The organism is Rhodanobacter glycinis (genome assembly GCF_006438785.1).
GTDB classification, from domain to species: Bacteria; Pseudomonadota; Gammaproteobacteria; order Xanthomonadales; family Rhodanobacteraceae; genus Rhodanobacter; species Rhodanobacter glycinis_A.
The window spans coordinates 228,762-246,327 of record NZ_RCZB01000004.1; the positions used below are offsets into that span (position 1 = coordinate 228,762).

The following is a 17,566-nucleotide window of genomic DNA, read 5'->3' on the forward strand; positions in this document are numbered from 1 at the left end:
CGCCAAACATGGCGAGCTATTCACTGTCCTCGTTCCAGGTGTGGCCATCGCGTTCGATCAGCGCCACCGCAGCGCTCGGCCCCCAGCTGCCGGCGGTATACGGACGCGGCGCCTCGCCGCTGGCAGTCCAGGCAGCCAGGATCGGGCCGGCCCAGCGCCATGCCGCTTCCACTTCGTCGCGGCGCATGAACAGGGTGGGATTGCCGCGTACCACGTCCAGCAGCAGGCGCTCGTACGCATCGGGTTGCTGTACGCCGAACGCCTCGGCGAAGCTCATGTCCAGCGGCACATGACGCAGGCGCAAGCCACCGGGGCCGGGGTGCTTGATGGTCAGCCACAGCTTCACACCTTCGTCCGGCTGCAACCGGAGCACCAGCCGGTTTTGCGCCAGCGTGCCGGCATCGGCACTGAAGATCGAATGCGGCACCGGTTTGAAGGTGACCGCGATTTCGGACACCCGGCTCGGCAGCCGTTTGCCGGTGCGCAGGTAGAACGGCACGCCGGCCCAGCGCCAGTTGGCGATCTCCGCCTTCAGCGCCACAAACGTTTCGGTGTTGGACTTGTTGTTGCCCAGTTCCTCCGGATAGCCCGGCACGCTGGCACCTTCGGCCACGCCGGCGCGGTATTGGCCGCGCACGGTGAGCTGGGCGGCGTTGCTGTCGTCGATGGGCTTGAGCGAATGCAGCACTTTCAGTTTCTCGTCGCGCACCGCGTCGGGCGCCAGCGATGACGGCGGCTCCATCGCGACCATGCACAACAGCTGCAGCATGTGGTTCTGCACCATGTCGCGCAGCGCACCCGCGCGGTCGTAGTAGGTGCCGCGATGGCCGACACCGAGCGTTTCGGCCACGGTGATCTGCACGTGGTCGATGTGCGCGGAATTCCACAACGGCTCGAACAAGGCATTGCCGAAGCGCAGCACCAGCAGGTTCTGCACGGTCTCCTTGCCGAGGTAGTGATCGATGCGGAAGGTCTGCGATTCGCTGAACACCTTGCCGACCGCGTCGTTGATCTGGTTCGCGCTGGCGAGGTCGCGGCCGATGGGTTTCTCCAGCACCACCCGCGAGGCGCCTTCGTTGAGTTTGTACTGGCCGAGCCGATTGCAGATATCGACGAATAGTTCCGGCGAGGTGGACAGATAGAACACACGGATGTGGTCGGGTTGGTTGCCGATGAAGGCGGCGAAGTCGTCCCAGCCTTCGTCCTTGCGCGCGTCCAGCGGGAGGTAGAACACCTGCTGCAGGAACACGTCGAGCTGCGCCGCCGCGCACACGCCGACCAGCGCCTCGCGCAGTTGCGCGCGATAGCCGTTGTCGTCCAGCGCCTCGCGGGCGATGCCGACGATCCGGCTGCTGGCCGGGATCTGGCCGTCGAGGAAACGGTGGAACAGGGCCGGCAGCAGCTTGCGCACGGCGAGGTCGCCGGTGCCACCGAAGATCACCAGGTCGAACGGTTCGACCGATTGGGAGGAAGCAGTCACGCAGTCACCTCGACACGATGCCGGATGGCGGGCAGAAGGCCTGGCGGCGCGTCTTGCCCGGGGTGTTGGCGATCGTACCAGTGAAATACCAGATCAGCTACCCGTATGCATACGAATTCATAAAAACAGTTGCCAGCTGGCAGTAGTCGGGTCGCCGCCAGGAACTCCGATCGCCCTGAGCGCAGGTCGCAGGCTGAAGTTGGAGGATTCCGGACGATGCACTTCGACTTCGCCCGCTGGCGCGGGCTACGCTCAGTGCGACCAGGTGGGATGGCTGGGCTTGCGGTTAGTGGTTTGCTATTGGTATCTTTGCTGGTATGGAAGCCGCCCTCGCCAACGAATACCACCGCATCTGCCAGGACCCGGCCACGCATCAGCCGCTGGCCTACCTGCGGCTGCGCCGGGCGATCCGCAACATCGTCGAGCATCGCGACATCGAGCCGGGTCAGGCGCTGCCCAGCGAACGCGACCTGTCGCAGGCGCTGAAGCTGTCGCGAGTGACCGTGCGCAAGGCGATCGCCGGGCTGGTCGAGGAAGGTCTGCTGACCCAGCGGCATGGCGCCGGCACGTTCATCGCCGAGCGCATCGTCAAGCCGATGTCGCGGCTGACCAGCTTCACCGAGGACCTGCGCGAGCGCGGGCTGTCGCCGCGTTCCGAGTTTTTCGAGCGCGGCATCGGCGAAGTGACGCCGGAAGAATCCATGGCACTGAACCTGTCGCCCGGCTCGCTGGTAGTGCGCCTGCATCGCGTGCGTTATGGCCAGGACGAACCGCTGGCGATCGAACGCAGCGTGGTGCCGGCCAGCGTGCTGCCCGATCCGCTGCTGGTGCATGACTCGTTGTACGAGGCACTGGAAAAACTCAACGCCCGTCCGCGTCGCGCGCTGCAAAGGTTGCGCGCGGTGTCGTTGAACGCGCAGCAGGCACGGCTGCTGCACGTCAACGTGGGCAGCGCAGGACTGAGCATCGAGCGGCGCAGTTTTCTGGACGACGGCCGCGTGGTCGAGTTCACCTGCTCCTGGTATCGCGGCGACATCTACGATTTCGTTGCCGAACTGCAGACCGACTGAAGGATCGATATGGACGCCCGCGACACCTTGATGTACCAGGAGGCGCACGAGTCGGCTGCGGTGGTAGCGCGCCAGTTCGCCGCGAACGAGGCCGTTGTCAGCGCGTTGGCGCAATCGCTGCGCGCGCAGCCGCCGCGCTTCATCGTCACCTGCGCGCGCGGCAGCTCCGACCACGCCGCGGCGTATGCGAAGTACGTGTTCGAGACCCAGCTCGGCATTGCCACCGCGTCAGCTTCGCCATCGGTGACCTCGGTGTATGCGGCCGAGCAGCAGTGGCAGGGCGCGCTGTTCATCGCGATCTCGCAATCGGGCAAGAGCCCTGATCTGTTGCGCAATGCGCAGGCGGCGAAGATCGCGGGTGCACGCGTGGTGGCGCTGGTGAATGTCGAGGATTCGCCGCTGGCCGCGCTGGCCGATACGGTGATCCCGCTGCACGCCGGGCCCGAGCGCAGCGTGGCGGCGACCAAGAGTTACATCGCCGCGCTGGCCGCGGTATTGCATCTGTGCGCGCGCTGGCGCGGCGATGCCGAACTGGGCGCAGCGCTGCAGACGTTGCCGGATGCCTTGCGTGCCGGTTGGGACGCGGACTGGTCGGCATTGAGCGAAGGCCTGGCCGGTGCACACAACCTGTTCGTGGTCGGTCGCGGCTTCGGCCTCGGCATCGCGCTGGAGGCGGCGCTGAAGTTCAAGGAAACCTGCGGACTGCACGCCGAGGCATTCAGCGCGGCCGAGGTGAAGCACGGGCCGATGGCGCTGGTCGGCCCGGATTTTCCGGTGCTGTGCTTCGCGCAGGACGACGACACGCTGGAAGGCACGCTGGCGCTGGCCGAGGAATTCCGCGGTCGCGGTGCACAGGTCTTCGTGGCGGCGCCCGGCATGCAGGGCGGCGGCATGCTGCCGGTGCTGGCCGGGCTGCCCGCGTTGTGCACACCGCTGCTGGTCATCCAGAGCTTCTATCGCGCCGCCAGCGAGCTGTCGCTGCGCCGCGGATTCAATCCCGATGTACCGCCACATCTCAACAAGGTGACCGAGACGGTTTGAGCATGAGGTAGCCCAACGTCGAAACCCCACAGGACCTGCCATGACCGTCGCCCTCACCAACGCCCGTGTTCTCGCAACAGACGGCTGGCGCAACGACCTTGCCGTGCTGCTCGATGGCGAACGCATCGTCGACCTGCTGCCGCCTGCCGATCCGCGCGTGCGTGAGGCACCACACCAGCACGACTTGGGCGGCGCCATGCTGTTGCCCGGCTTCATCGACGTGCAGGTCAACGGCGGTGGCGGCGTGCTGTTCAACGAGGCACCCACAGTCGATGCCCTGCGCCGGATCGGCGCCGCGCATCGCCGCTACGGCACCACCGGCTTCCTGCCGACCCTGATCAGCGACGACGCGGCGGTGATGGGCGCCGCGCTGGCCGCGGTGGAGCAGGCCCTGACCGAGGGCGTGCCCGGCGTGCTCGGCATCCATCTGGAAGGACCGTACCTGGCGCCGGCGCGCAAGGGCGTACACGATCCGAAATATTTTCACGCACCGGACCGCGACGAGCTGGCGATGCTGTGCGCATCGCATCGTGGCGTGCGCCTGCTCACGCTGGCGCCGGACCAGGTACCGCTTGCAAGCATCGTCACACTGGCCGCCGCCGGCGTGATTGTCTGCGCCGGACATACTGCGGCCGACTACGCGACCGCACGTGCCGCGCTGGCTGCCGGCGTGCGCGGCTTCACCCATCTGTTCAACGCGATGACGCCATTCGGCAGCCGCGAGCCTGGCGTGGTCGGTGCGGCGCTGGAAGATGCCGACAGCTGGTGCGGCATCATCGTGGACGGTCACCATGTGCACCCGGCCAGCCTGCGCGTGGCGATCGCCGCCAAGCCGCGCGGCAAGATGCTGCTGGTCACCGACGCGATGCCGCCGGTGGGCTCGGATCACCCGGACTTCGTGCTCAACGGCGAAACCATCACCGCGAAGGGCGGCATCTGCCAGACCGCGCAAGGCGTGCTGGCCGGCTCCGCGCTGGACATGGCCGCCGCCGTGCGCAATAGCGTGCAGCTGCTCGACCTGCCGCTGGACGAAGCCGTGCGCATGGCCAGCACGTACCCCGCCGACTTCCTTGGCCTCGGCGCCAGCCATGGCCGCATCGCGGCTGGCTATCAGGCCGACTTGGTCGTGCTGGATGACGACTATCGTGTGCAGCAGAGCTGGATCGGCGGCGTGGCTGGCTGATTGCTGTAAGAGTGCACCCAGCGTGCGAGGGCGCTCCAGTCGGGAGCGATATTTTTGTGGGAGCGACTTCAGTCGCTCCCACATCGCCCGCCAGGGCGGTCTCGTCATCAAAGAGTTGTGTTGGACACGAGCTCCGCGGCGAGCGCCTGCCGCAACGGTTCCAGCTGCTTCTCGTAATGCCGCCACTGTGCGATGCCACGGGTGTGGATCGATTCACGCACTTGCGCACTGCTGGGTGTGGCGACCGGCGAGGTATTGAGTTCCGGTCGCAGGCAGGCTTCCTCGATCTCCAGCCCGCAGTGCCCGAGCACCTGACGCATGGTGGCTTCCGGATCGCGCACCAGCGAGGCATACGGAATATCGAGCATGGCGTTGGGCAGCGCTTCGCGCCAATGGTTCGTCAAGCGTGCGTACTGCCCGTAGTAGTGGCTCACCGCCTGCATGTCGTAGCAGTAAGGCGAGGCGCTGCCGAACATGATCTTGAGGTTGGAGTAGCACACGTCCATCGGGTCGCGTGCCAGATGCAGGATCGGCGCGCGGGGCAGCGCGCGGCGTATGAAAGGCACCATCCGCACATTGATCGGCAGCTTGTCGATGAAGTATTTGCGGCCCTGTGCCCGCCACTGTGTCTGCATCAGGTAGCGCGCACCAAGCTCATCGAAATCAAGCTGCCCGGTGCGCTCGAGAATCTTCAGCAGGCTCGGGTTGCCGCGTGGCGCGACGTCGGCGATCCAATGCAGCTGACGCTGGAAATCGTTGATCTCGCCGGCAGAGGTCACTGCGGAATGGGCAGACAACATGTGATCGAGCAAGGTGGAGCCGGACCGTGGCATGCCGACAATGAAAATGGGCATGGGGCCGTCGAACGTCGTTGATCCTGTCTTCCCGCTCAGGGCAGTCGCCGAAACCTCGATCAGTGCATCCGTCACCGCGGCTTCGCTGTCAGCGTCGTACGGCAGGAAGGAGTGCATCAGCGCATTGCTTCGCTCCAGCGCCTGCCAGGCTTCGTCGTGGCGTCCGAGATCATCAAATACCTTGAAGATCGCCGATTCGAATTTTGCACGTGTCAATCCGGCGCGCATGTCGGTGCTGTCTCTTGGAAGCCTCCCAAGTCGTTCCCGCAGGAAGCCGAGGTGATTCGTGGCGGCGGTCTGCCTGCGCAGGTTCGCCAGGATGACCGCCGCATCCCCATAGTCGGGCCAGCGCCGCAGGGTCTCCAGCAGTGCCACCTCGGCTTCGGCGAGCCGACCCGTAAACTGCAGCAGCATGGCGTTGAGGTAGTACTCGGTTTGCGAGTCGATCCCGGCCGCAACCGCCAGATCCATCCTGGCGCGGGCCGCGGGGATATCGCCCAACATCCAGCGCAGGTGTGCCTGCTCGGCGAGCACCCATCCCGGTGGATCGGGTGCGCGCTCCAGGCGCTCGGCGCATGCACGTATGGCCAGGGTTTCGCCCGTCATGGACAGACGCCACGCGAGTTCCGCAATCATCGGCACATCGTTGGGCAGCAAGGGCGCGGCCTGCAGGAGCTGACTGCTCGCTGCCCGCATCTGGCCGCGACGCAGCATCAGGTCGGCCAGCTCCATGCGGAGGGGAACATCGCGGGGCGCTCGTTGCACGAGCTCCTCGAAGGCAGCCTTCGCGGCGTCCCATTGGCCGGCCTCGAGGAACCGCCTGGCCTGCTGCCGCAGGCGAGCTTCCCCCGTATGAGCGTCTGCTGAAGTCATCAACCGGCTACCCCTGCTGCCGTGAATTGCACGTGGCACATCATGCGGATCAGCCCAGCAACCGCCGTAGCGGTTCGAGATGGTGCGCGTAGGGCTGCCACGTGCCGAGGCCCCGTGTGTGAATCGGCTCACGCACCTGCATGCTGCTGGGTGTGGCAACCGGTGCTGCATTGCGTTCCGGATGCAGGCAAGCATCCTCCTCCTTCAACCCGCAATGCTTCAAGACGCTGCGCAGCACGGCGGCAGGCTCACGAACCAGGTCCGCGTAATGCACATCGAGCATGGCATCCGGCAGGGACACGTGCCATTCATTGGCCAGGCGTCGATACAGCCCATGGTAGTGGGCCAGTGCCTGCATGTCGTAGCTGTAGGCGGAAACGTTGCCGAACATCGCCCTGAAGTTGGAAAAGCACACGTCCATCGGATCGCGGACCATGTGCAGAATGGGTGCGTGGGGCAGCGCCCGGCGTATGAAGGGCACCATCTGAATGTTGACCGGAAGCTTGTCGATGTAGAAGCGACATCCCTGCGCACGCCACTGAGTCTGAGCCAGATAGCGCTCGCCCAGTTCTGCCAGGTTTATCTTCGGGATACGCCGCAGGGTTCCCAGCATTCCGGACACGCCGACAGGCGGTACGTCGGCTACCCAGTGCAGCTGGCGCAGGAAGTCGTTGATCTCTCCGGCGGACGTCACCTGCGAATGGCTCGACAGCATGCGGTCGAGCAAGGTGGTGCCAGAGCGCGGCATGCCGACGATGAAAATGGGCGTGGGATCAGCGTGCATGCGTGCTGCCTGAACTTCCGGCTGGCCGAGGGATCCGGCCACATCGATGAGCCCCTCGACTATCGCTGCCTCGGCGAGGCCGTCATAGGGGTTGATCGAGCTCATCAACGCGTTGCTGCGGGCCAGCGCCGGCCATGCCTCGTCGTGACGGCCCAGATCGTCCAGCTCCTTGAAGAGAGCGGACTCAAACTCCGCACGCACGAACCGCCCGCCAGGCGTGCCGTCGTCTGCAGGTAGACGACGGAGTTGCCCGTGCAGGAAAGCAAGATGGTTCGACGGCGCGGTTTGTCTGCGCAAGTTCGATCTTGCTGCTGCGGCATCGCCGAAATCCGGCCAACGGCGCAGGCAGGTTTCCAGGACCTGGCCGGCGCGCTCGATGTCACCGGTCACCTGGAGCAGGGTTGCGTATAGGTGGAACTGATCCGGGGTATCGATCCCGGCCGCTGCTGCACGATCCATGAGCTCCTTGGCCGCATTGAATTCCCCAAGTGTCCATCGCAAATGCGCCTGTGCGACCAGCAGCGGCACCGATTCATTGGCAAGCTGCCCAGCACGGTCGAGGCAAGTCCGTGCGGCCACCATCTCGCCGCTGAAACAAAGCCGCTGCACCAGCTGGGTGTCCAGGAGGGCATTCCCCGAGGGATCCATCGCGGCCTTCAGCAAATGGTTTCCCGATGCGCGAAACAGCCCCTGGCGCAACATTACCCGGGCCAGCTCCATGCGTGCCGGCACATCCTGCGGGACGTGTTGCAGCAAGGATTCGAGAGCGGCCTGTGCGGCGGTCCAATCTTGCGCGTCGATATGCGCCCGCACGCTCTGGCGAAGGTCTTCTTCCACCGTGGGCATGCTCCGCTGGTTCATCCATTGAGCTTAACCCAGCTCCGGGCAACCGAAGGCGGGACGCGTCTCTGGCGGGTTGGGGGCGATCGCGTGACGCCACACAAGTACGGACTGATGACACGGGCCGCCCAGAAAAAAAGCCACCGGCCAAGGCCGGTGGCTTTACAGGTTGAAACTCAACCGAAGCTATCAGTAGTCGTAGGTCACCGACAAACGCACCGTGCGCGGTGGCTGGTAGTAGATGCCGTCACCGTAGCTGTTGTTGATGTTGAGGGTGTTCGTCGTTTTGTCGTACGAGCTATAACCGGCTGGATCGGTCTGCACGGCCTTCTGCCCGTTCAGCGCGTTGAAGATATCCAGGTTGATCCCGAGCTTGTTGTCGGCAAACGCCGGCGTGTAGTGCACGCCGAGATTGAGCTGCGTGGTCCACGGCGTGTGGCCGACGTCTCCGGCCGAAATGCGCGTGCCACCGCACCAATGGTAGTTGCCGCTGCCGTAGTTGTTGTAGCCGGCCGGATCGCCCGGCTTGCCCGGGCCGTAATAGGCAGCGCCCGAGCCGCCCGTGCCGAAGTAGCCCAGGCACTCCTTCGGATAGCCGGACTGTTCCAGCAGCGTGCCGGACACCAGCCATTCCGGGGTGATCTGGTAAGCGCCGCGGATGCGGAGCTGATGCTTGCGGACGTTGGCCAGCTCGCCATTCGCGCCATCCATCAGCTGCCAGTTATCCCAGTCCTCGGTCTTGGAAACGTCGGCCTGACCGAAGTCGGAGCGCACCTGTCCCTCGGTATTACCGAAGCCGCGGGTATAGGTGTAATCCACGCGCGCCTGCCACTTGCCGTCGAACGGATGCTCCATGTACAGGTTCAGCGAGCCGACCTTGCGCTTGACGCCCTGCGTGTAGCCCCAATCCTGCTGGGTCATCGATACCAGCTGACTCTTGGTGCCATCGTCCGACTTCACCAGAATGGTGTTGGTCTGGCCCGGGTTGATCAGGCGGCAGTAGGACGCACCGTAGAGCGAGTCGTAGTAGGCATTGGGGTCCAACCCCATTTTGGTCATCTTGTCGGCAATATGGCCCGGCGAGCATTCGTCGTCGATGGCGGTCTTCAAGTCGCGCCACATCGCCTTGGCGCCGTAGTTCCAGCTGTCGTTGAGCTTCTTGTCGAAGCCGAGGATGAATTCATCCAGGTACTCGGCCTTCAGGTTGCGCGCGGTGACCTGCTGAGGATCCTTCGGCAGACCTTTCTCGCCGTCTGGCGAAGTCGTCGCTGGGTCGTCTTGCGTCGTCAGGCCGGTCGGGACACCGTTCGAGTCGACGCCGGTGTAATTGTAGTTGGTGGTGAGATAGGTCGAGGTATTTGCCGCACGCTCGGCTGCATTGTCCGGCAGCGCAAGGTAGTAGCGGCCCACGTTGCCATAGACCTTGAACGACGAGTCACCCATGACGTCCCAGCTGGCACCGATGCGCGGCTCCCACTGGTTCTTCAAGTCGACGAACGCCTTGCCGACGTCGTTGTAGTTGGTGAAATGGTCGTTGCGGACGCCGATGCTCAGCAGCAAGTTGGGCGTGGCCTGCCAGTCGTCCTGCAGATAGTAGGCCTTCTGGGTCGTCCTCATGCTGGTCTGCCAGCCGATCTCGCGCTTCTGTACGGTGGAGCCGGAGATGTAGCGCCAGTAGTAATTCAGCGCCGGATTGAACGGGTTCTGCTGATTCGGACCCTGGTTGTGGGCCTCGTAGGCCATGTTGTCGATACCGACGGCCAGGTCGTGGTCGCTCAGCTTGTAGTCGAAGTCGGCACGCAGGCCATGCGTGCCGTTGGTGGCATTGTCCGAGGACCAGCTGGTGTTGGTCTGGGCGTTGATGATGCCGAACTGGCCCGTGCCCGGCGGCAGGTAGGCCGGATTCTCGTTTTGCGGACGGGAGATGAACGGCAGCGGGCTGGTATTGCCGTAGATCGTCGGGTTCTGGAACTTGCCCTTGCCGTACAGGATGCTCAGCGTGGCGGCATCGGTGATGTAGCTGGTGAAGTGGGCCAGATAGAACTGGGAATTGTCCTTGGTGACGTCATTCGCGGTGGAGAACGCGCCTGCCTTCAGCGTGGAGTAGTCGAAGTCATAGGTCGAACCCGCTCCGGTGGACTGCCGGTTGTTCAACGCCGTCAGCTCCAGGATATTGCTGTCGGTGATGTTCCAGTCCAACTTGCCGTAGAACTTGGTGTTCTTGTCGGTGTTGTACTGGACGACCTGATTGGCCGCGACTTCCACATTGTTGGACTGGGTCTTGGTGGTCTCGGCCGCCAGGAACATGAACAGCTTGTCCTGGATCAGCGGGCCGCCAAGGTAAGCCGAATAGATCGTTTCCCACTGCTTGTTGTCGTTGCGGTACTGGTGCAGCGTACCCGGCAGACTCGGGGTTTCGTACGCGTAATTGACCTGACTGGTCGACGCCGGAACGGTCGGATGACCGTAACGGTTATTGACCGGGGTCCCCTCGAGGAACCGCGGCTGCCAAGACACCTGGCCGCCGAAATGCCATTCGTTGGTACCGCGCTTGCCGATTTGGTTGATCACGCCGCCATCGGAACGACCGTACTTGGCGTTGTAGCCGCCGGTCAGTGTTTCCTGCTGGTCGATTGCACCGTAAGGCAGCTGGAAGCCGCCCAGGTTCTTGTACGGTTCGCCGGTGTTGTAGCCGTTCACGTAGTAGGCGTTCTCGGTCACGCTCGAACCGCCGAACGAGACGAGAGCATGGTTGCCCGGGCCGTTGAAGAAGCCACTGCCGGAGGTGGTACCCGGAGCCAGCAGCGCGATGGACTCCGCGCTGCGACCGACCGGAAGCTTCCGGAGATCAGCCGCGGTGATTACCGTGCTCGAATTGACGCTGGAGACGTCGATGGACGGAAGTGCATTAGCCGATACGGTCACCGCACCCAGTGAGGTCGCGCCGGACGCGGCTTCGAACGAGATCGAAGCACCGGCACCGGGCGACAACGCCACGTTTTTGCGCGTATCGACGATGGCGCCATCTTTCTTGAGCGAGACCGTGTAGACGCCGACCGGCACGTTGCTTATCTGAAAACGCCCCGAGCTGTCGACGGCAACTTCGCGCGTCAGGCCCGAGCTATTGGAGGCAACGACGGTTTCGCCCGCGGCCGCTGGCGCCTGGCCGAATATGGAGCCCGTGGTGGACTGTGCCATGGCAACACTGCCAAGGCTCATGCTCAGCGCCAAGGCGAGCGCGGTGTGGCGCCACCTTTGAGTACGGATTTTGCTGTGATTGCTCATTATAAAAATCTCCCCAGATTTAAGGCCGAAAGGCCGAGTGACGTAACTTCGGAAGTCCGTCAAGTAGCAAGCCGGATGCATGGTTTCAGCCGATTTCCCATATCAGTCAGGCAGAAAGTCCACGCCGTCGCCTTGTATCCCATGACATATGACAACTTGCGTCCCGACCATAAGGCGACATAAATGTCGACGTCAACAAATTATTTATGTACCTCTTACCAAATAGTAATAATTTGCGATTATGCCACCTAAATCAGCAAGAAATTACGATTACTGTTCACTTGACGCTCTTGTTTCGGCATGAATTTATAAAATCCGTATATTTTTGGAACAGTAGAAACCATCACTTGGAACGGACTCTTAACGGAGGGCGCCCGGTTGCGCGGCCTATCCGGCAGCGCTAGAGTGCGCGCTGTTCTGGTGTCCCGACGGCAGCTTGCCCAAGGGATGAAACGGGAAGCCGGTGCGTGGTGTTCTTCAACACTGCAAGGCCGGCGCTGCCCCCGCAACGGTAAGCGAGATTCACGAGCGGCGAACGCCACTGTGCTGAGCACGGGAAGGCGCCGTTCGAGGCATGCGATTCATCGCATGCCGCTCGCCAGCCCGGAGACCGGCCCGAACGATTCCTGGTGGCTCGCGGTGGGCGAGGCCGAACCACGTTCGGGCGATCGCGCCTGCCCGTCGTTCCGTCTTCCTCCTGCGTGCCGCCAGCCCATTGAACGATGGTGCCGTGCGCGGGTGCGCGGCCGAGGAACGACATTGAAAAAGACTTTGCTGGCAACGGCACTCCTGAGTTGCGCAATCACCGCCCATGCGGCCGATCAGAACGAAGCGTCATCCCTGAGCCCGGTGATTGTCACCGCCACGCGCACCGCGATCACCGCCGATGAGGCACTGTCGTCGGTCAGCGTGATCACCCGCGGAGATATCGAACGGCTGCAACCGCTGTCGGTATCCGATCTGCTGACCGGCCTGCCCGGCGTGAGCTTTGCCAACAGCGGCGGCTACGGCCAGCAGACCTCGCTGTTCATGCGCGGCACCAACTCCTCGCACACGCTGGTGTTGATCGACGGCGTGCGGATTGGCTCGGTCGGCAACGGTCTGGCTGCGTTCGAGCAGTTGCCGGTCGAACAGATCGAGCGCATCGAGATCGTGCGCGGGCCACGTTCGAGCCTGTACGGCGCCGACGCGATCGGCGGGGTGATCCAGATCTTCACTCGCCACGGGTCGCGCGACGGCGGCCTGCAACCCTCCTTCAGCCTGACCACCGGCAGCAACCATCTGCTGCGCGGACAAGTCGGCCTGTCCGGCGGCAGCGAACACGCCTGGTACAACCTCGGTGTCGGCGCGCAGTACACTCGGGGCATCAACGCCTGCCGCATCGGCGCGGGCGAGGTGTTCGCCGGTTGCTTCACCTATGAACCCGACCGCGATGCCTACCGCAACCAGAATCTCAGTGCGAATGGTGGCTACCGCTGGGACAACGGCGCGGAATTGAGCGGCACGTGGTTGCGCAGCCTCGGCGAGATCCATTTCGACGGCAGCTACCAGAACCGCAGCCGCACCGTGCAGCAGGTCGCCGGCAGCAGCTTCAGCCTCAACCCGTTGCAAGCGTGGAAGACCACCCTCAGCGTGGGTCAGAACCTGGACCGCTACGACAACTACGAGAACCGGGATTTCGTCGGCTATATCTATTCGCGGCGCAACCAGGCGTCATGGCAGAACGACGTCAGCGTGGCCGACAATCAGCTATTGACCCTCGGCGTCGATTGGCAGGGCGAGCACATCGACAGCGATACCGGTTTCCTCGGCACGCGGCGCAACAATACCGGCGGCTATGTGCAGTACCAGGGCACGTTCGGCCGCAACGAGCTGCAGCTGTCGGCGCGACGCGATCACAACGGCCAGTTTGGCAACCACAACACCGGCGCGGTCGCGTGGGGTTATCACTTCGATCGCGGCCTGCGGCTGTCCGCCAGCTACGGCAGCGCGTTCCACGCGCCGACCTTCAACGATCTGTACTATCCGTATGGCAGCGGCAACCCCGATCTGAAGCCGGAAGAGTCGCGCAGCGCCGAGCTGGGCCTGAGCCAGCGGCTGGATGTGTGGAACTGGGCGGTGAACGCCTATCAGACCCGCATCGACCAGCTGATCGCGCTGGACAGCAACTACTTTCCGTCCAACATCAGCAAGGCGCGCATCCGCGGCGTGGAAGGCCAGCTGGGCGTCAACCTCGCCGGCTGGCAGCTGCAGGGTTACCTGACCTGGCTGCAGCCGCGCAACCAGGATGGTGGCCCGAATGATGGCAACGTGCTGCCGCGCCGGCCCGGGCATACCGCGCGGGTGGACCTGGATCGCCGCTTCGGCGAATACGGCGTTGGTGTCACCGTCAATGCCGCCGGTCGTGCCTACGATGACGCGACCAACGTGCACCCGCTGGCCGGCTACGCCACCACCGACCTGCGCGCCAGCTGGCAGTTCGCGCCGGACTGGCAGGTCGAGGCGCGGCTGGCGAATGTATTCGATCGCCACTACGAAACCGTGTGGTACTTCAACCAGCCCGGCCGCAGTGCGTTCCTGACCTTGCGTTACAACCCGGCCATGCGCTGAGTTGATGCGCCGCATCGCCGGCAGGGAAGCCGGCGTTGTGGGTGATGGCGTGGCCGCATGCGCCGCGGCATGCGGGCATGGGGGACTTCAGGCACATCCCCGGCGGTGGCGGCTGGCATAAAGTCGCGGCTGGGGATCACCTCACGATCAGAGCGGCACACCACGCGCGCATGTCGCGACCGCCTGCCGTGAAAACTCTCCCGCTATGCTTGCGCGTCAGGGAGACCGCTTGAACATTTTCGCGCCATTGATCCGCCGCCCCGCCGGCACTTCGCTACTTGCCATCGGCCTGATGCTGGCCGGACTTTGGGCGTACCTGCTGCTCGGTGTGGCCGCACTGCCCACACTGGAGTTTCCCGGCGTATTCGTGGCCGCGCAGATGCCCGGCGCCAACGCGCAGACCATGGCCAGCACGGTGATGGCGCCGCTGGAGCGTCACCTCGGGCGCATTCCGGGCGTCAGGCAGATGTCGGGAACCTCGAACGAGGGCAACGCGCAGGTCATGGTGATGTTCAATTTCGGGGTCAGCACCGACGCGGCTGCCCGCGAGGTGCAGGCGGCGATCAATGCCGCCGCATCCGACCTGCCACCGGGCATGCCCAGCCCACCGCAATACTTCAAGTTCGATACCTCGCAGATTCCGGTGCTGCTGGTGGCGATGACCTCCACCAGCCTGCCGCCGGACAGGCTGTACGACCTTACCGACACCTTGCTGAAACCAGCCGTGGCGCAGGTCCCGGGCGTGGCGCGCGTGCAGGTGTTCGGCGGTGCGCCGCATGCGGTGCGGATCGAGCTGGATACCGCCGCGCTGGTTGCCAAGGGCATCACCGCCAACGATGTGGCCAACGCGCTGCGCGCGGCCAATGTCACCTCGCCGCAGGGCACGCTCAGCGACGGTCACACGCAGATGGCGGTGATCGCCAGCGACAGCCTGCACGACCCGGCCGAGTTCGGCCGGCTGCTGATCGCGATGAAGAACGGCACGCCGGTGCGCCTGTCCGACGTGGCCACGGTCAGCAGCGGGCAGGAGGATCAATACCAGGCCGCCTGGTTCAATGGCCGGCGCTCGGTGACCATGCAGATCAGCAAGCGCGCCGAGGCGAACGCGGTAGCCACCGCCAATGCCGTGCGCGCCAAGCTGCCGGAGTTCCGCGCGCTGCTGCCGGCCGACGTACAGATCACGCCGATCTTCGACCTGACCCAGACCACCCAGTCCGCCCTGCACGAAGTGGAAGTGGCGTTGCTGCTCAGCATCGTGATGGTGGCGCTGGTGATGCTGGTGTTCCTGCGCCGGCTGCGGCCGACGCTGATCGCGATGCTCAGCGTGCCGCTGTCGCTGGCCGGCGCGTTCGTGGTGATGTGGTCGCTCGGCTTTTCGCTCAACACCTTGTCGCTGATTGCGCTGGTGCTGTGCATCGGCTTCGTGGTGGACGACGCGATCGTGGTGATCGAGAACATCGTGCGCCACATGGAGCAAGGCACGCCGCCGCTGCAGGCAGCGCTGACCGGCGTCAGCGAGATCGGCTTCACGGTGATCTCGATCACGCTGTCGCTGATCGCGGTGTTTGCGCCGATGCTGTTCGGCAACAACATGTTCACCATGCTGATGCGCGAGTTCTCGATCACGCTGACCGCGGCAGTGGTGATCTCCGCGCTGGTCTCGCTGACCCTGACCCCGGCGCTATGCGGTCGCTATCTCAAGCTGGAACATAGTGCGGAGCAGCGCGAACCGAACCGCCTGCAGCGGGCGCTGGAGCGGTTCGACCGTGGCCTGCGCCGGCGCTACGAGCGGGCGCTGGACTGGGCCATGCACCATCGCCGCGTGATGCGTTGGCAGCCGGCCATCCTGCTGGTGCTGACCGCGCTGCTCGCGGTAGCGGTGGCGCTGACCGCCGGCGGCGGCATCATGCCGGACGAGGACATCGGCCTGATGCAGGCGAACATCACCGCCGAGGCCAACATCTCGCCAACCCAGCTGGCCGCACGCGCACAGCAGGTGGCCGACGTGATGCAGGCCGACCCGGCCGTGCTCGATGTGTCCACCGTGCTCGGCGGCAACGGCGGCGCGGTCGGCAACAATGCGCAGATGTTCATCGATCTCAAGCCGTTCGGCAGCGGCCCGGACGACCGCCACGACACCGTCAAACAGGTGATCGAGCGGCTCGACAAACAGTACAAGCGGCTGCCCGACATCGACGTCTCGCTGACCCCGGTGCAGTTCTTCGGCGGCGGTGGCGGCAGCGGCGGGCAGGGCCGCTACCAGTTCCAGCTCACCAGCAGTGCCAGCGTCAGCCTGCAGCAACCTACCCTCAAGCTGGCGCAGCGGATGCGCGGCATGAAGGAGTTTCGCGACGTCAGCACCAGCTTCGACAGCATCGGCAAGCAGCAGCTGCTGACGGTGGATCGGGAAACGGCGGCACGTCTGCACGTGAGCATGGCGATGGTCGATACCGCGCTCAACGATGCGTTCGGCGAACATCCGGTGTCCACCATCTACTCCGACATCAACCAGTACCGCGTGGTGCTGACTTCGTCCGGCGCCAGGTCGCTGAGCCCGGCCACGCTGCTGAACACCTATGTGCGCAACAGCCGCGGCACGATGATTCCGCTGTCGGCGGTGGCGCGCATTGCGCCCAGCATCGCGCCGATCAGCATCGACCACTTCAATCAGCTCGAATCGGCCTCGATCAACTACAACCTGGCCAAGGGCGTGACCCAGTTGCAGGGCATGAAGCTGGTCGATCAGGTGATCGCCGCTGCGCAACTGCCGGCCGGCGTGCAGAAGAAATATGCCGGCAACAACCAGCAGCTGGTGGAGGCGATCACCGGTGCCGGGCTGATGTTGCTGGCGGTGATCCTGGTGATGTACATCGTGCTTGGCGTTCTCTACGAGAGCCTGATCCACCCGCTGACCATCCTGTCCACCCTGCCTGCCGCCGGCATGGGCGCGTACCTGGCGATGCTGGTGACGCATACCCAGCTCACCTTGATGTCGATCATCGCGATCCTGATGCTGATCGGTATCGTCAAGAAAAACGCGATCCTGATGGTGGACTTTGCGCTGGTCGCCGAGCGCGAGCGCGGCATGTCCGCGCCAGCGGCCATTCGCGAGGCCGCGCTGGTGCGTTTCCGCCCGATCACCATGACCACCTTGGTGGCGATGGGCGCGGCGCTGCCGCTGGCGATCGGTTTCGGAGTCGGTTCGGAAATGCGCCAGCCGCTCGGCATCGCGATCTTCGGCGGCCTGCTGGTGTCGCAACTGCTGACCTTGCTGAGCACGCCGGCGATCTACCTGTGGCAGCACGATCGCCAGCAGCGCAAGGCCGCGCGGCGGCTATTGCGCGCCGAGATCAGGCGCCAGCAGGCGTTGCAGCAGCAGATGCCGGCGCTGCCAAAATAGCGTCGCTTCCGGCCTGGCAAGCCACCCCTGTCTTCCGACACGGTGTGGACTTCAGGCACATACACCGGCGCGCGGCGGCTGGCATAAAGTCGGCATGAACGGAACTCTCGCCCTGTCCTTGTCACTGCCGGTGTCGTGCGCGTCGA

9 protein-coding genes and 1 riboswitch are annotated in these 17,566 nt (G+C 64.4%); of the genes, 5 read left to right on the top strand and 4 right to left on the bottom strand.

Features of this window, described 5'->3' with window-relative positions; translation table 11 throughout:
• Positions 1-16: 16 nt before the first annotated feature.
• On the bottom strand, positions 17-1,480 hold the full coding sequence (gene zwf / locus EAH75_RS14995) for a glucose-6-phosphate dehydrogenase (RefSeq protein WP_140651773.1): 1,464 nt from the start codon (positions 1,478-1,480) through the stop codon (positions 17-19).
• Between the two features lie 317 nt (positions 1,481-1,797).
• On the opposite strand from zwf, the gene EAH75_RS15000 reads away from it, so the two are divergent.
• Genes EAH75_RS15000 through nagA form a run of 3 tightly spaced genes read left to right on the top strand, consistent with a single transcriptional unit; the run spans position 1,798 to position 4,774 of the window.
• A complete protein-coding gene (locus EAH75_RS15000; RefSeq protein ID WP_140651775.1) occupies positions 1,798-2,550 on the top strand; it encodes a GntR family transcriptional regulator in 753 nt (250 codons plus the stop codon).
• Between the two features lie 9 nt (positions 2,551-2,559).
• Entirely contained in the window at positions 2,560-3,591 is a 1,032-nt protein-coding gene (locus EAH75_RS15005) for an SIS domain-containing protein (protein ID WP_140651777.1), read from the top strand.
• Between the two features lie 40 nt (positions 3,592-3,631).
• A complete protein-coding gene (gene nagA / locus EAH75_RS15010; protein ID WP_140806009.1) occupies positions 3,632-4,774 on the top strand; it encodes an N-acetylglucosamine-6-phosphate deacetylase in 1,143 nt (380 codons plus the stop codon).
• Positions 4,775-4,881: 107 nt separating this feature from the next.
• Here nagA and EAH75_RS15015 read toward each other — a convergent pair whose 3' ends face one another.
• The 3 genes from EAH75_RS15015 to EAH75_RS15025 all read right to left on the bottom strand — a co-directional run bounded on the left by EAH75_RS15015 (position 4,882) and on the right by EAH75_RS15025 (position 11,323).
• Positions 4,882-6,501: a tetratricopeptide repeat-containing sulfotransferase family protein gene (locus EAH75_RS15015; RefSeq protein WP_140806011.1), complete on the bottom strand. Its 1,620-nt coding sequence runs from the start codon at positions 6,499-6,501 to the stop codon at positions 4,882-4,884.
• Between the two features lie 49 nt (positions 6,502-6,550).
• Positions 6,551-8,131 (bottom strand): tetratricopeptide repeat-containing sulfotransferase family protein, encoded by a 1,581-nt coding sequence (locus EAH75_RS15020; protein ID WP_241668959.1) that lies wholly within the window; start codon positions 8,129-8,131, stop codon positions 6,551-6,553.
• Between the two features lie 183 nt (positions 8,132-8,314).
• A complete protein-coding gene (locus tag EAH75_RS15025) occupies positions 8,315-11,323 on the bottom strand; it encodes a TonB-dependent receptor (protein WP_428993516.1) in 3,009 nt (1,002 codons plus the stop codon).
• Between the two features lie 488 nt (positions 11,324-11,811).
• Positions 11,812-12,043: riboswitch (cobalamin riboswitch) on the top strand.
• Positions 12,044-12,169: 126 nt separating this feature from the next.
• Between EAH75_RS15025 and btuB the strand changes: the two genes are divergently transcribed.
• Together btuB and EAH75_RS15035 are read left to right on the top strand one after the other, a co-directional pair.
• On the top strand, positions 12,170-14,020 hold the full coding sequence (btuB, locus tag EAH75_RS15030) for a TonB-dependent vitamin B12 receptor (protein WP_140806016.1): 1,851 nt from the start codon (positions 12,170-12,172) through the stop codon (positions 14,018-14,020).
• A 229-nt stretch (positions 14,021-14,249) separates the two neighbouring features.
• Positions 14,250-17,420 carry an efflux RND transporter permease subunit gene (locus EAH75_RS15035; protein ID WP_140806018.1) on the top strand — a complete coding sequence of 1,057 codons (3,171 nt, stop codon included), beginning with the start codon at positions 14,250-14,252 and terminating at the stop codon, positions 17,418-17,420.
• The last annotated feature ends 146 nt before the right edge of the window (positions 17,421-17,566 follow it).

Bases quoted from the DNA above. Each gene is read 5' to 3' on its own strand.
- EAH75_RS15025 (WP_428993516.1), bottom strand. From the start codon at position 11,323: ATGGCACAGTCCACCACGGGCTCCATATTCGGCCAGGCGCCAGCGGCC.
- EAH75_RS15000 (WP_140651775.1), top strand. From the start codon at position 1,798: ATGGAAGCCGCCCTCGCCAACGAATACCACCGCATCTGCCAGGACCCG.
- nagA (WP_140806009.1), top strand. From the start codon at position 3,632: ATGACCGTCGCCCTCACCAACGCCCGTGTTCTCGCAACAGACGGCTGG.
- EAH75_RS15005 (WP_140651777.1), top strand. From the start codon at position 2,560: ATGGACGCCCGCGACACCTTGATGTACCAGGAGGCGCACGAGTCGGCT.
- EAH75_RS15015 (WP_140806011.1), bottom strand. From the start codon at position 6,501: ATGACTTCAGCAGACGCTCATACGGGGGAAGCTCGCCTGCGGCAGCAG.
- EAH75_RS15020 (WP_241668959.1), bottom strand. From the start codon at position 8,131: ATGCCCACGGTGGAAGAAGACCTTCGCCAGAGCGTGCGGGCGCATATC.